This is a genomic window from uncultured Polaribacter sp. (genome assembly GCF_947497125.1).
Taxonomy (GTDB): domain Bacteria; phylum Bacteroidota; class Bacteroidia; order Flavobacteriales; family Flavobacteriaceae; genus Polaribacter.
Genome location: NZ_CANMFI010000001.1, coordinates 276,493 through 292,121, shown reverse-complemented (window position 1 = coordinate 292,121; position 15,629 = coordinate 276,493). Strand labels below are relative to the sequence as shown.

The 15,629-nt window shown below is 31.5% G+C and carries 13 protein-coding genes; 5 read left to right on the top strand and 8 right to left on the bottom strand.

The genetic code is table 11. The features are described from left to right. Positions 1-44 precede the first annotated feature (44 nt). Positions 45-2,951, bottom strand: a complete 2,907-nt coding sequence (locus Q0678_RS01325; protein ID WP_299053753.1) for an FAD-binding and (Fe-S)-binding domain-containing protein — start codon at positions 2,949-2,951, stop codon at positions 45-47. A 206-nt stretch (positions 2,952-3,157) separates the two neighbouring features. On the opposite strand from Q0678_RS01325, the gene Q0678_RS01320 reads away from it, so the two are divergent. Both Q0678_RS01320 and Q0678_RS01315 read left to right on the top strand, forming a co-directional pair. Then, positions 3,158-4,015: a hydroxymethylglutaryl-CoA lyase gene (locus tag Q0678_RS01320; protein WP_299052833.1), complete on the top strand. Its 858-nt coding sequence runs from the start codon at positions 3,158-3,160 to the stop codon at positions 4,013-4,015. Between the two features lie 23 nt (positions 4,016-4,038). Continuing rightward, positions 4,039-5,559 carry a bifunctional metallophosphatase/5'-nucleotidase gene (locus Q0678_RS01315; RefSeq protein WP_299052831.1) on the top strand — a complete coding sequence of 507 codons (1,521 nt, stop codon included), beginning with the start codon at positions 4,039-4,041 and terminating at the stop codon, positions 5,557-5,559. A gap of 41 nt (positions 5,560-5,600) precedes the next feature. On the opposite strand, the gene Q0678_RS01310 is transcribed toward Q0678_RS01315, so the two are convergent. After that, on the bottom strand, positions 5,601-7,832 hold the full coding sequence (locus tag Q0678_RS01310; protein WP_299052829.1) for a TonB-dependent receptor: 2,232 nt from the start codon (positions 7,830-7,832) through the stop codon (positions 5,601-5,603). A gap of 262 nt (positions 7,833-8,094) precedes the next feature. Here Q0678_RS01310 and guaB point away from each other — a divergent pair, with 262 nt between their 5' ends. Next, positions 8,095-9,570 (top strand): IMP dehydrogenase, encoded by a 1,476-nt coding sequence (gene guaB / locus Q0678_RS01305; protein WP_299052826.1) that lies wholly within the window; start codon positions 8,095-8,097, stop codon positions 9,568-9,570. A 58-nt stretch (positions 9,571-9,628) separates the two neighbouring features. Here the strand turns inward: guaB and Q0678_RS01300 are convergent, their stop codons facing one another. The 3 genes from Q0678_RS01300 to Q0678_RS11665 form a co-directional block, all read right to left on the bottom strand. Then, positions 9,629-10,222: a thiamine phosphate synthase gene (locus Q0678_RS01300; RefSeq protein ID WP_299052823.1), complete on the bottom strand. Its 594-nt coding sequence runs from the start codon at positions 10,220-10,222 to the stop codon at positions 9,629-9,631. Positions 10,223-10,243: 21 nt separating this feature from the next. Continuing rightward, positions 10,244-10,858: a DEAD/DEAH box helicase gene (locus Q0678_RS01295; protein ID WP_299052820.1), complete on the bottom strand. Its 615-nt coding sequence runs from the start codon at positions 10,856-10,858 to the stop codon at positions 10,244-10,246. 177 nt (positions 10,859-11,035) lie between these two features. Beyond that, on the bottom strand, positions 11,036-11,188 hold the full coding sequence (locus Q0678_RS11665; protein WP_367181481.1) for a T9SS type A sorting domain-containing protein: 153 nt from the start codon (positions 11,186-11,188) through the stop codon (positions 11,036-11,038). Between the two features lie 497 nt (positions 11,189-11,685). On the opposite strand from Q0678_RS11665, the gene Q0678_RS01290 reads away from it, so the two are divergent. After that, complete coding sequence (locus Q0678_RS01290) at positions 11,686-12,894, top strand: multidrug effflux MFS transporter (RefSeq protein ID WP_299052817.1); 1,209 nt, start codon at positions 11,686-11,688, stop codon at positions 12,892-12,894. An 11-nt stretch (positions 12,895-12,905) separates the two neighbouring features. Then, positions 12,906-13,607 (top strand): pseudouridine synthase, encoded by a 702-nt coding sequence (locus tag Q0678_RS01285; protein WP_299052814.1) that lies wholly within the window; start codon positions 12,906-12,908, stop codon positions 13,605-13,607. 128 nt (positions 13,608-13,735) lie between these two features. Here Q0678_RS01285 and Q0678_RS01280 read toward each other — a convergent pair whose 3' ends face one another. The 3 genes from Q0678_RS01280 to Q0678_RS01270 all read right to left on the bottom strand — a co-directional run bounded on the left by Q0678_RS01280 (position 13,736) and on the right by Q0678_RS01270 (position 15,580). Beyond that, on the bottom strand, positions 13,736-13,921 hold the full coding sequence (locus tag Q0678_RS01280; protein ID WP_299052811.1) for a CPXCG motif-containing cysteine-rich protein: 186 nt from the start codon (positions 13,919-13,921) through the stop codon (positions 13,736-13,738). Further along, positions 13,921-14,925: an NADP-dependent oxidoreductase gene (locus Q0678_RS01275; protein WP_299052808.1), complete on the bottom strand. Its 1,005-nt coding sequence runs from the start codon at positions 14,923-14,925 to the stop codon at positions 13,921-13,923. The genes Q0678_RS01280 and Q0678_RS01275 overlap by 1 nt, the downstream gene beginning before the upstream one ends. Before the next feature lie 175 nt (positions 14,926-15,100). Then, entirely contained in the window at positions 15,101-15,580 is a 480-nt protein-coding gene (locus tag Q0678_RS01270) for a winged helix-turn-helix transcriptional regulator (RefSeq protein WP_299052806.1), read from the bottom strand. Positions 15,581-15,629: the final 49 nt, after the last annotated feature.

Here is a 15,629-nt window from a genome sequence, read left to right as displayed (position 1 = left end):
TTTTTTGTTTATAAAATTAACATACAGCGTTTTAATAACTCTAATTAAATTAAGGCTTCTTTTAAAAGTGTAATTGGGTGTTTTGCAATACGCTTTGTACCATCAAAAATTTGATGTCTACAACTTGTTCCAGAAGCTGCAATTTCTGTAGTTTCTGCACAATTTCTAATTTTAGGAAACAAGGTATCTTCACCAACTTGCATAGATACTTTATAATGTTCTTTTTCATATCCGAAAGAACCTGCCATACCGCAACAACCTGTATTTAAAATGGTAACTGAGTAGTTTTTAGGAATGCTAAGCATTTTAAAACCCGCAAAAGTACCTGTTAAAGCTTTTTGATGGCAATGACCATGAATTTTTAATGTTTTAGAAGTGTCGGTAAACAAAGAAGTATCAATTTGTTGGTTTTCTAATTCTTTTGATAAAAATTCTTCGAACGTAAAACAGTTTAAAGCAATTTTTTCTGCAGATTTTTTATCATCTGCCAACCGAATGTATTCGTCTTTAAAAGTTAAAATTGCAGAAGGCTCGATACCAATTAAAGGGGTTTTATCTGTAATAATGTCTTTAAAAATACGTACATTATTGTTACAAATTTGTTTCGCTTGTTTTAAAAACCCTTTAGAAATATGACTTCTACCACTTTCATCATGGGCAATATTTTTAACTTGATACCCTAATTTTTCTAACAAAACAATAGCATCTTTTCCTATTGAAACATCATAAAAATTAGTAAACTCGTCATTAAATAAATAAACAACTTTAGAGTTTGATTTATAATCTATCGTTTTTCTATTCTTTAGCCAGCTGGCAAGTGTTTGTTTTGCTAATTTAGGTACCGTTCTTTCTTGGGCAACTCCTAATATTTTTTTGGTAAGGCTTGTATTGGTAATAAAATTAGTAACAGAGGGCAATAAAGCTCCTAGTTTATTATACTTGGCATTATTTGCAAACATCTTACTTCTAAAGCTATACCCATTGGTTTCTTGGTATTGGTATAAAAATTCTGCCTTTAAACTTGCAACATCTACGTTACTTGGGCATTCTGAAGCACAAGCCTTACAGCTTAAGCATAAATCGAAAACTTCTTTTAACTCTTTAGCGTCAAACTTATTATCGGCAGTATTATTTGTTAAAAATTCTCGCAAAGTATTAGCTCTAGCTCGGGTTGTATCTTTTTCGTCTTTAGTAGCTCTGTAGCTAGGGCACATGGTACCACCAGCTTCTACAGGCTTTCTACAATCGCCAGAACCATTACATTTTTCCGCTAACTTTAAAATTCCTTCACTATCAGAAAAATCTTGAATTGTTTTGATAACTGGTTCGTTTCTATCTACTTGGTAACGTAGACTTTCGTCCATCGAAAAAGCATCAGTTATTTTACCTTGATTAAAAACATTATTCGTGTCAAAAGCTTTTTTAATTCGTCTTAATAATTGATAGTTTTTTTCACCAATCATTAAGGGAATAAATTCAGCTCGTACAATACCATCGCCATGTTCTCCACTAAAAGAGCCTTTGTATTTTTTTACAAGTTGCGCTGTTTCTGTTGTTATTTTTCTAAATAAAACAACATCTTCTTTTTTCTTTAAATTTAAAATTGGTCTTAAATGCAATTCTCCGGCACCAGCATGAGCATAGTAAACAGCGCTTTGCTTATACCTAGCCATAATTTTGGTAAACTCTTCTATATAACTTGGTAAATCTTCGAGAGCAACCGCAGTATCTTCTATACAGGCAACTGCTTTTTTATCACCAATAATATTTGCCAATGCACCCAAACCTGCTTTTCGTAGGTAATGAACTTTGGCAATATCTTGTCCGTATACTTTTGGATGATGGTATCCGAAGTTATTTTTTTCTAAATCTGCAATTAACTTATCTGCTAAAACGGCAACTTCTTCTTTGGTCTCTGCGGCAACTTCTAGCATTAAAACAGCTTCAGGATCGCCTTGTAAAAAAAACCTATTTTTTGCTAATTCTCTATTGTTTTTTGTGCAATCTAAAATGGTTTTATCCATTAGTTCGCAATTGTATAAATTATGATTCATAGCAATAACAGTAGCTTTTAAACTCTCGTTAATACTGTTAAAATGAGTACAAACCATAATACTTTCCTTTGGTGGTAAAGCATCTAATTGAAGAGTGATAGAAGTGGTAAAAGCCAAGGTGCCCTCGCTACCACATAAAAGCTTCGCAACATTAATGGTGGGTAATTGCCCACCAAATAAATCAGACTTTAAAAACTCGTCAACAGCATAGCCTGTACACCTTCTATGAATGGTTTCTTTGGGAAACTCTTTGTGAATTTCTTGTTGATTTTCTGTATTAGAAAGCTCTTCAAAAATAGCCTTATAAATTTTACCTTCTAAGGTTGTTTGTGATGCTTTTTCTAAGAATTCTTTAGAACTAATTTCTTTAAATATTGCAGAAGAGCCATCACTTAAAATAGCTTCAATTTCTAAAACTTTATCTCTAGTAACTCCGTATTTAATAGACGTACTACCAGATGAATTATTACCAACCATACCACCAATCATACATCTATTTGAAGTAGATGTGTTGGGGCCGAAGAAAAGACCAAATTCTTTTAGATAAACATTTAAAGAATCTCTAACAATACCTGGCTGTAACTTTATTGTTCTGGCATTTTCATCAAAAGAAATAATATTGGTAAAATGCTTAGAAACGTCTACAACAATTCCGTCGCCAACACATTGCCCTGCCAAAGAAGTACCCGCTGTTCTTGGTATTAAAGTAATCTTATTTTGCGTTGCAAACGAAATAAGTGTTTTAATATCTTGTGCCGTTTTAGGAAAAGCGACTGCTAAAGGTATTTTACGGTATACAGATGCATCGGTTGCATATAATGTTTTGTGTAAATCATCAAACAAAACAGTTCCTGAAAGCGAATTGTTTAATTTTTTTAAAGTAGCATTATCAATCATCAAAAAAAATCGTTGTTTAAATAACAAATATCAGCATAAAAAATCCATTTAAAGAAAATAGGCCTATAGTTTATTAAATTTTATTGAATTGATTAATTAAGCCTGATATTTTTAAGAAATTTTAATATTATAGTTCTTTTTAAAATTACATCAATATTCAATTAAAATGCTTTGTTGATAGATTAGAATTTTTATCTTTGATTAAAATGAAGCAAGTCAAAATTATAGAATGCCCACGAGATGCAATGCAAGGAATAAAATCTCATTTTATTTCTACAGAAAAAAAGGCATTGTACATAAACTCTCTACTTAAAGTTGGGTTTGATACTATTGATTTTGGTAGTTTTGTATCACCAAAAGCAATACCGCAAATGCGAGATACTGCCGCAGTTTTATCAAAATTAGACCTTTCTAAAACTAGCAGTAAATTATTAGCAATTATAGCAAATACCAGAGGAGCAAACGATGCCGTACAATTTGAAGAAATTGATTATTTAGGATACCCATTTTCAATCTCAGAAAACTTTCAGATGCGTAATACGCACAAAACAATTGCAGAATCTATCCATACTTTAGACAATGTTTTAAATATTGCTACTAAAAATAACAAACAAGTTGTTGCTTATTTATCGATGGGTTTTGGCAATCCGTATGGAGACCCTTGGAATGTTGAAATTGTAGCTAATTGGACAGAAAAACTATCTAAAATGGGGGTTTCTATCTTGTCTTTATCAGATACTATTGGCAGCTCTACACCAGAAGATATAAAGTACTTGTTTTCAAACTTAATCTCGCAATACCCTAATATAGAGTTTGGTGCTCATTTACACACTACACCCGATAAATGGTTCGAAAAAGTAGATGCCGCATACACAGCAGGTTGCAATAGGTTTGATGGTGCTATCAAGGGTTTTGGAGGTTGCCCAATGGCAAAAGATGAGTTGACAGGTAATATGCCAACTGAAAAATTATTAAGCTATTTTACTGCAAAAAAAGCCATTACCAACATCAAACCAATGAGTTTCGAAAGCGCCTATAATAAAGCTTTAGAGATCCTTTTATAAACCTATTTTTTTACACCTTTTTAATGAAATTTCTAAAACCACACATCTATTTTATATTGATATTATTAGTATCATCTTGTAAAAAAGACGATCATAAAATTGAGTTTACCTTTTTACAATTAAATGACGTTTATGAAATTGCACCGATACAAGGAGGTGAATTCGGCGGAATGGCAAGAGTAGAAACGATTCATAAAAACCTATTAAAAGAAAACAAAAACACCCTGCTTTTTATGGCTGGCGATTTTTTAAATCCGTCTTTGTTAGGCACCTTAAAAGTAGCAGGAGAAAGGGTAAAGGGCAAACAGATGGTAGAAGTGATGAATGCCATGAATTTTGATTTAGTTGCTTTTGGCAACCATGAATTTGATGTTTCTAAGAATGACCTTCAAAAAAGGTTCAATGAAAGTAATTTTCCGTGGATTTCTGCCAATGTAAAACTAAAAACTGCCGAGGGATCTATCCCTTTTTACAAAGAAATAAACAAACAAAGAGAACCTTTACATGAAACTTTTATCAAAGAACTACAAGATAATGATGGCACCAAAATAAAGATAGGGTTTATTAGTGTTTGCATACCTTCTAATCCAAAAGAATATGTAGAATATGGCAATATGTTTGTAAAAGCTAGAGCCTCTTATGCTGCAATTAAAGATAAAGTAGATATTGTGTTTGGCTTAACACATGTAAAATTAACCAACGACAAAAGAATTGCAAAACTAATACCTAACATTCCATTAATAATGGGCGGTCATGAGCATACCAATAGTATGAATAAAGTTGGTAATGTACTAATAACAAAGGCAGATGCAAATGCAAAAACAGTATATATTCATAAGATAACGTTTGATAAAAAAACTAAAAACACTATTGTAAACTCTGAGCTAAAAGAAGTAAATTCTACCATACAACCCGATGCTAAAATAGCAGAAATTGTAGGCAAATGGCAAACTATTTTAAATGCTAAAATTAAAGATATAATAGAGTCTCCAGACGAAATAATTTTCACAGCAAACACCCCTTTAGATGGTAGAGATACCCCAATTAGAAGTACGCAAACAAATTTGGGACATTTAATAACCCAATCGATGTCTTTTGCATTCGATGATACAGTAGATTGCGCACTGGTAAATGGCGGTTCTATTAGAATTGATGATCAATTAGAAGGCGCTATTAATGCTGTAGATATTTTTAGAGTATTGCCTTATGGTGGATCTATCTTAAAGGTAAAGATTAAAGGTCGTTTGTTAAAAAGAGTTTTAGATTATGGTCATTTAGCGGCAGGTACCGGAGCTTATTTACAGCGTTTTAATGCTAATAAAGTAGGAGAGAAGTGGTACATTAAAAACCAAAAACTACAAGAAAATAACATATACACAGTCGCATTTTCTGATTACTTATTAAAAGGATTCGACATTCCTTTTTTATCCAAAGAAAACAAAGAAGTAATTAGTATTGCTGAAACAAACTCTACAGCTATTTCTTCGGATATTAGAAAAGCAGTAATTATATTTTTAAAGCAAAAAAAAGAACGCCTTAAGTAAAGCGTTCTTCTTTGTCATTTAGTTTATCTCTAGTTTGGTTATTAGAACTTAAATTCTAATCCACCAAAAATACCGAATGGATGACCTGGTCTTAAACCAGCTGGCACTCTAGAGACAGCATATGTATTATTTAAAACATTGATAACATTTGCAGTTAAACTTAAATTTTTATTTACATGATATTTACTAGAAGCATCAATAATAAAATTAGAGGCTACTTTTTCATTATCAGGAATATCACCTGCACCAGACATAGTTCTAAAAGCACCATTATAACGACCGTTTAAATTAATTTCGAAATTGGCATGCTCTAAAGATAGAGTTGCATTAAATTGATGTTTTGGTATGTATGGCATTTCATCTCCTTTGGCAACAGTGCCCCAAAGACTATCTGTACTACCAAAACTATTTAAAAACTCTGTGTTTGTAAAGGTGTATCCAAAAGAAAAAGGAAGAGAAAATAAAGCCTTTTCATTTAAAAAGTTATAGTTTAATAGAACTTCAATACCATTAACATTCACTTCGCCTGCATTAAATTGATTTAAAGAACCAGTTCCGCCAGAAGCAGCTAAATCGCTACCTAATAGGTTAGAATAATCGTTAAAGAAACCTACAAGTTCTCCTTTAATTTTTCCAAAATTAAAACGAGTACCAAGCTCATAATTAATACTTTCTTCGGCCTTTTGTTCTTCTTGATTTCCTGGAGGAGAAAAACCTTTATGTACACCACCAAAAAGGGATAATTCGTTATTAAATTTATGGTTGAATCCGATACCAGGTATAAATACACCCACAGAGTTTTGTCTTTCAGACAAGTTTACGCCAGATCTGGTAACATCGCTTGTACCAAAATCTTCTCTTTCTAACGTAATGTTTTCGTAACGTATACCAGGTGTAAAGGTCCATTTATTAAATTTCAACTTATAAGTAATATAAGAAGCAAAAGCATTTGCACTACTTATTCTATTTGCATCACTTCCTTGTATTCCGGCGGTAGTTAATTGTAAATCTCCTTGGTTAGAAATACTGTATTTATCTACCCATTGAAAACGATCTTCTTCATCATAATGAAGGCGAAGTCCAATTTCTAAGTCATGAAAAAAATCGCCATTATACCAATGATAATCTAATTTTGTCTGAATACCTTTAGAAATATATTTTCTGTTATTTGCTTTTATTCCTAGCACATCAACATCAGAATTTACAGACCCGTTAAGTATTGAAAAATGATTAGAAAAAGAAGTAGGATTTTCTAAAACATTTGCAATAGACTGCTTATCGCCATTAAAAGTAACATCATTTAATTTGTACCAATTTCTTGCAAAGTTATTTTGATATGCAGTGGTTGTAATTTGTAAATTTTTTGAAAAAACCAATTTATGAGTTAACATATACTGCCTATGATCTGTGGTCATTTTATCGTTATCAGAAGCAGCATATCTAGAAAAAGGATTGCTGTTAAAATCTTCTTCAGACAAGCCTAAATAAGTTTCATTACCCACTTCATCAGAATATTGAAATTTGAATGATAAAGATTGTTGGATTGCAGCCTTAGGAAAAAGGTTAACGTGCACTTTAGCAACCACATCATTTTTATTAAAACCAGTATTTTTACCACTTGGCAATGTTTTAAAACCATCAGAACCATAATTTAAATACTCTAAAGCGTATCCAAAATTATCATTACCACCACCAATTTTTGCATGTAATTGGTTCGAATTAAAACTACCGTAACTGGCTCTTACTTGCCCACCAAACTCATTAGGTATTTGCGTAGAAATCATATTGATTGCACCGCCCGTAGTAAAAGGACCATATTGAACTTGACTACTACCTTTTAAAACTTCTACAGCTTCCATTCTTGCAATTGTAGGAAAATAATAGGCAGCAGAAGCGCTGTATGGAGCAGGAGAAATTAATACACCATCTTCCATTAAAGTTATTTTAGAACTTCTTTCTGGCGATGTACCTCGCAAACTAATATTAGGTCTTAACCCGAAACCATCTTCTTCATAAATATTTACACCAGGCACAATTCTTAATGCTCTTGACACATCTGTAAAGCTAAACTTTTTTAATTCTTTAGGTGATAAATAATACGCAGAACCAGTTCTGTTTTTAGCAACATATTTATTACCTAATATGGCATTTGTAGCAATAATAACTTCGTCTAATTTCTGAATAGAGTCTAAAGACCCTTTTTTATTTTCACCTTTTTGAGCAGTTAATACTACTGTAAATAAAGTAGTTGCAATAATAAGTACTTTCCTCATTTTATTTAGATTAATTATAAATAGTTTTTATTTCGAGTGCAAAGATACATCACAACAACATATTTACAAAGCTTATTTAGAACAAATAAGAATAATAAAGTTAAATTACTAGAAGTCAATGTTTTAAAAATGAAAATATTTTTCCTTCATAAATTACTAGCAAGTAAATAATATGGTAATGAGAATAAAACAAGTATAGGTAAATCATAGAAAATTGATTTATTAATTGTAAATTTGCACGCAATTATACCTTAATTGCAACATGACAGCACACAACAACAAAATTTTAGGAGAAGGACTAACATACGATGACGTTTTATTAGTTCCTGCATTTTCAGAAGTACTTCCAAGAGAAGTAAATATTCAAACTCAATTTACCAAAAACATCACTATTAATGTACCCATTGCATCTGCTGCTATGGATACTGTTACAGAATCTTCTTTAGCAATTGCAATTGCAAGAGAAGGCGGAATTGGTGTTTTACATAAAAACATGACCATTGAGCAACAAGCGCAAGAGGTTAGAAGAGTTAAACGTGCAGAATCTGGCATGATAATAGACCCCGTTACTTTGCCCTTAACAGCAGTAGTTTTAGATGCTAAAACATATATGAAAGAGCATGGCATTGGTGGCATTCCTATTGTTGATGACAATGGTATTTTAAAAGGAATTGTAACCAATAGAGATTTGCGTTTTGAGCATAATTTAAAAAGACCTATTGTAGAAGTAATGACAAGTAAAGACTTGGTTACTGCTGCTGTTGGAACCTCTTTAAACGATGCTGAAAAGATTTTACAAAACTATAAAATAGAAAAACTTTTAATTGTTGATGAAGATTACAAATTAAAAGGATTGATCACATTTAGAGACATTACCAAAGTAACTCAAAAACCAATTGCCAATAAAGATGTATATGGTAGATTAAGAGTTGCTGCTGCTTTAGGTGTTACTGGTGATGCTGTAGATAGAGCAGCTGCATTGGTTGCCGCAGGTGTAGATGCTGTAATTATAGACACAGCTCACGGCCACACCAAAGGTGTTGTAGATGTATTAAAACAAGTAAAGCAAAAGTTTCCAGAATTAGAGGTTGTTGTCGGAAATATTGCGACTGCCGAAGCCGCTAAATATTTAGTAGCTGCTGGCGCAGATGCTGTAAAAGTAGGAATTGGACCTGGCTCTATTTGTACCACTAGAATTGTTGCAGGAGTAGGGTTTCCTCAATTTTCTGCCGTTTTAGAAGTTGCTGCCGCTATTAAGGGGAGTGGTGTACCAGTTATTGCAGATGGTGGTATTCGTTATACCGGAGATATACCAAAAGCAATTGCTGCCGGTGCAGATTGTGTAATGCTAGGCTCTTTACTTGCAGGTACAAAAGAATCTCCTGGAGAAACAATTATTTACGAAGGAAGAAAATTTAAATCGTACAGAGGTATGGGATCTGTAGAAGCAATGAAAAAAGGCTCTAAAGATCGATATTTTCAAGATGTTGAAGACGATATTAAAAAATTAGTACCCGAAGGTATTGTCGGTAGAGTACCCTATAAAGGAGAATTATCAGAAAGTATTCATCAATTTATTGGTGGTTTACGTGCAGGAATGGGCTATTGTGGTGCAAAAGATATAGCCACACTTAAAGATACTGGTAAATTTGTAAGAATTACAGCAAGTGGTATCAATGAAAGTCACCCACACGATGTTGTGATAACAAAAGAGTCTCCTAATTATAGCAGACGTTAAGCAATAGAATTTATTAAAAAAAACACAACTAATATAGTTGTGTTTTTTTTATGCCTTATTATTGAAATGTATACTTCTTTTCGTCTGAAGAAGCAGCATTTAATAGCTGATGAAATACCTTTATACTATTAAAATCTTCTGTTATAGCATCAGAAATTGCAACACCAGAAATCCCTTTTTGTAAAATAACAGGAATATCTTTCACAGTAATACTACCAGCACCAAGAATTGGAATTGTTGTGCTTAAAGAATTAGAGTCAAAAGTTGTAAAAGGATCGAACACAATATAATCTACTTTTTTTTCTACTAAAACTTGGCATTCTTTTAAGTTTGATGCTGTTGCACCAATAATTTGCCAAGTAAATAAATAATCTAACGCTACGGTAGGGCAAAACTCGGTATTATCTATATGAACACCATCTGCTTTTATAGTTTTAGCCACCTTATAATAGTTTGTAATTATAAGTCTTGTTTGATAGTGTGCTGTTATTTCTCTTGCTTTTTCAGCAAACTTTAAATATTTTTTTTCAGAGATATCTTTAATGTTCAATTGCACCAATTCTGCACCAGAAGAACATGCTTTCTGAATGTTTTCTAGATGTTCATTAGCAGTATTTCCTTGCGATACATAATGTAATTTAGGTATAATCATTATACTGATGTCTTTTTTAGGTTATTTAATGCTAATTGTTTTTGCAAACTGCATAAAATAATCTTGTAATTTTTTTAAGTTAGGTTCAATTTTATCTGCATAAATAACATACTGACATTTATGAATACTTTGCGTAATAGCTATTAAAGCAGCATATGCAGATTTTTCTGATAGAAAAGAAGCATCATCAATATGAAATATTTTTACTTGCGTAGTATTTAATCCTTCTAATAAAAGTAGCTTGTTTACAATTTTCGGGGTTGCTATTAAAACATCAATGCCTTCAAATATTTCAGACTTTAAAAGATCTATATGCTCTCTTTCATCACCATAATAGACACGTAAAGTGCTATGTCTGGTATAACTTATAAAAGCATCATACAATTCGCCCGCTTTTACATTATTTTCAACTAAAATAATTGCTCTTGGTGCGCTGCCAGCTTCTTCACATTGTAATTTATGCAATGTTGTAAGTATTAATGTTGTTGTTTTTCCGCTGTTTTCTGGAGCAAAACAATATACATTGGCACCACTTTTTATAAGTGGAATGCTTTTAGTTTGAAAAAGGGTAGGAGTTGTAATATCTAACGATGCTAACTTCTCTTTTATATAAGGATGTAACTTTTTAAATACCATTCTATAAATCTTTAAAGACCACAAATATACTATTAAACTTGTGTTTTAAATTACTTTTGATAGAATTATAACCTGATAAATTACACCTTAACTTAAGATAGATTTATTAATAGTATTAATTATTATTATCTCATGTTTTTATTGAAAATAGTAAATAAAAACTAAATAGAGTTTGTCTTATTCTTTAACAATTTTTGTTAAAACGTGGCTACCATTATAAAATGATACTTTTAAAAAGTAAACTCCTTTCCTAAGAGAACTAATAGAAATTTCTGTAGATTTAAAATTAACGTCAAAAGATTTTAATTGTTGGCCAAGTAGATTTAGAATAGCTACTCAATTAATATGATATTAAACAATTGATAATAATTAGATTCGTAATTATTTTTAACGAAATATCTATTACTATAATTCTAAAGACGTTTTTAATAAATGCTATTGAATATTGCTAAATACAAGATACTACGGAATTATAATTGAGACTTGTTAACGAATTTTAAAACACCAACAAGCGAATGAATATTTAATGTTAAGAGCTTTCTAGGATATTTTACATAATAGAGAATTATAGCTATGAAATAAACCTATAAGTTAATGAGCCGTAATTTCTTTTAACATAATTGTTGATGATATGATTCTAAAGAAGTCATATCTACAATTATTTGTAAATAGCCTGAAAAACGGCTATACAGAAATTACTATATACATGTACTATAATTTATATTATGTTAAATAGTATTTTTAACTTACTATAGATCTCTACTGTTTGGTAAAATAGTTTTAAATAAAAAGTATTTAGAAACTATAAATAAAACTACTTTTGCAGCGTGGAGATCAGAAAAAAAACAGAACTAGAATTTATTATCGTAATGGCATCTTTAATGTCTTTGGTTGCATTGGCAATCGATGCATTATTACCAGCAATAACAGATATTAGCAAAACAATACAAGTTGTAAGTCCTAAAAATAATCAGTTGTTTATAACAATGATTTTTCTTGGCTTAGGATCTGGTCAATTAATATCTGGGCCATTATCGGATAGTTTTGGAAGAAAACCAGTAATTTATGTTGGTTTTATTGTATTTGCCTTTGCTAGTTTTATTTGTGTTTCTGCTACTAGCCTAGAAACGATGATTGTTGGTAGACTTTTACAAGGTATTGGTTTGTCTGCACCTAGAACTATAAGTATTGCAATGGTTAGAGACCGTTTTAGTGGCAATCAAATGGCAAAAGTGATGTCTTTTATTGTTGTTATTTTTATTTTAGTTCCGGTTGTAGCACCTGCTATTGGTAAATTAATGTTAGATAATTATGGTTGGCGTTCTATATTTTATAGCCAATTGATTTTTGGCTTATTTACAATGATTTGGGTCTGGAAAAGACAACCAGAAACCTTAAAAAAAGAACATCGAAAAACCTTTAAATTAGCACTTTTTGTAGAGGGTACAAAAGAGTTTTTAAAACACAAACAAGCTATTATTTTTACCTTATTTTCTGGTTTTATTACAGGTTCTTTTATGGTATATTTAAGCGCTAGTCAGTTAATTTTTGAACAGCAATACAATTTAAAAGAAGAGTTTCCGTACATATTTGCTGGCTTGGCAATTAGTGTTGGTTTTGCCACTTTTTTAAATGGAAAATTTGTTGTAAAACTTGGCATGTTAAAATTAGTCACCATTTTTACGCTACTTTTTACCGCTATACCTTTGCTATATATTTGTTTCTTTTATGGCGAACAGAACCCAAGTATTTATATGTTAATTTTATTTTTCGGACTGCAATTTTTTGCCCTCGGTTTTCTTTTTGGCAATACCAGAGCTTTAGCCATGGAACCAATAGGACATATAGCAGGCATTGGCGCAGCAATTAACGGCTTTACTTCTACTATTATGGCAGTGCCAATTGCAACATTTATTGGTAGCTATTTAGTTAAAACCGCTTTACCGCTATTCATTGGTTTTTTTATATGCGGACTCATTTCTTTACTATTAATTGGTTTTTTAAAGTTTAACAATAAAAAATCGTCAGCTATTTAAAAACTTTAAAAATGGACTTAGAAATTATTTTTGAAGACAATTATTTTATTGCGGTTAATAAACCCAATAACATGCTTGTACACCATGCGCATCACTCAAGAAACATGAGCCATGAAGTATCGCTGTTAAAATTAATTAGCGAGTCGCTTGGTTTAAAAGTATACCCAATACATCGGTTAGACAGAAAAACCTCTGGCATTATTCTACTTGCTAAAGAGACTGGTTTTGTTTCTAAATTTCAAGAATTATTTACCGAGAATAAAATTGATAAAAATTATTTTGGGGTAGTTCGCGGATTTTCTGAAGCTACAAAGACAATCGATACTCCGGTAAAAGGTAAAGATGCAAACATACATAAAGAAGCACTAACGCATTTAGAAACACTAAATAAAGTTACCTTAGATATTGCTGTAAAACCCTACAATTCATCTCGTTATAGCCTGGTAAAATTAATGCCAAAAACAGGCAGAATGCATCAACTAAGAATACATACCAATAAAATTAGCCATCCTTTAATTGGTGATACAAAGTATGGTGACAAAAATCATGATGTAATGTTTGAAACTAACTTTGGATGGAAAAATATGTTTTTACATGCGGGTATTTTAGTATTTAATCACCCGTTTACAAATGAAAAATTGACATTAAAAGCTTCTTTTCCTGATGATTGGATTGCTCTTTTTAATGAATTTAATTGGAAAAATCCTTTGTAAATTATAAGACGTTCTCTCTAGCCTTGATTGAAGTGGCATCCTTTTTTACCGCTAATAAGGCATTTTAATTGCCTAAAATAATTGTAAAAAAGATACAACGGAAAGCAAGAAAAAGCTTCTTAAAAAAATTATTGTTCTATAGATTCTGCGTAAAAACCTTCTAACTCACCAGCATTAAAGGTGGGTGTAATTTCTATTGGGTTGCAGCAAACTTCACAATCTTCTATATAGGTTTGATGTGCAACACTTTTATCTAAGATCATAGAAATAGATTCCCAACAATGTGGGCATTGAAAAAAATGCTCTAACTCCACTACTCTTTTACTTTTAAAATTAGTTTTCCTTTTTTATCTCCGGTAAACAATCTGTTATATGTTTCCTGAAAATTCTCAATTCCGTGATACATTGCCTCTCTGTAGGTTAGTTTGCCTTCTTTAAGCCATAAAGACATTTGTTTTGCTGCTACTCCGAATTCTTTGCTATAATCCATAACAACCATACCTTGCATGGTAGAACGAGTAACTAATAAAGACAAGTAATTGCTAGGTCCTTTAATTTTTGTGGTATTGTTGTATTGAGAAATAGCGCCACAAATTACTACTCTGGCATGCATTCTTAACTTGCCTAATGCTGCATCTAAAATAACACCACCAACATTGTCGAAATAAACATCTATGCCTTTGGGGCATTTTCTTTTTAATGCTGTGTAAATATTTTCTGATTTATAATCAATGGCATCATCAAAACCTAATTGGTCAATTAAATACTTACATTTTTCTGAACCACCAGCAATACCAATTACTTTGCAACCTTTAATTTTTGCAATTTGCCCTACTGTGCTTCCAACAGCACCTGCAGCACCCGATACCAAAACAATATCGCCTTCTTTAATTTTTGCTACTTGGGTAATACCAAAATAAGCTGTCATACCAGGCATACCCAACAAACCGATGTACAAAGGCATTGGTGCTAATTGATCATCTACTTTATACCAACCATCTCCGTTTGTAATGGCATATTGTTGCACGCCGCCCCAACTAGTTACACAATCTCCTACTTCAAACTTAGGGTTGCCATTGTTTTTAATAACCTTACCAATAGATCCAGCTCGCATTACATCATCAATAGCAATGGGTGGTATGTATGATTTTGTATCATTCATCCAACCTCTCATTGCGGGATCTAAAGAAATATAATGTTGTTCTATTAAAATTTCTCCGGCTTGTAGTTCTGCAACTTCTGTTTCTTGTAATTGCCAAGTATCTGTATCTGGTATACCAGAGGGTCTTTTTTTAAAGATAATTTGTTTGTTAATCATACATGTTTATTTGTAGGCTAAAGATACTTAATAATTATATAAATATTAATGGGCTTTGAATGTTATCTATTAATTTTAAATAATTAAACAACAAACATAGCTAGGCTAAATATCAAAAAAAAACCTTATCAGAAAATGATAAGGTTTTGTACAAAATTATGATTAGAAAATAAGGTTACAATTCTTTAAAAATTGCATGCATCATTCTCTTTTTATCGTTAATGCTTTCTTCTAAAGCAATCATTGTTTCTGTTCTATTAACGCCAGGGATGTCATCAATTCTATAAATAATATCTTTAGCATCATTAGTCCCTTTTGCTCTTACTTTACAGAAAATATTATACTTACCAGCAGTAACATAAGCTACGGTAACATTCGATATTTTTCTTAAATCTTCAATTACATTCTGTGTCATTGAGGTTTTCTCTAAAAAGACACCAACGTGAGCTATAAAAGAATAGCCCATTTTTTCATAATTAAGCGTTAATGTAGATCCCTGAATAATACCTTCATCTTCCATCTTTTTTACACGTACGTGAATTGTACCTGCAGATACCAATAATTGCTTTGCAATATCTGTAAAGGGGGTTCTTGCATTTTCTATTAAGACATCTAAAATTTGATGATCTATCTCATCTAAAATAAACTTTTTCATTTTTTACGTATTATTCAATTAAAAAAGCAAATTTATGATTTTAATTTAA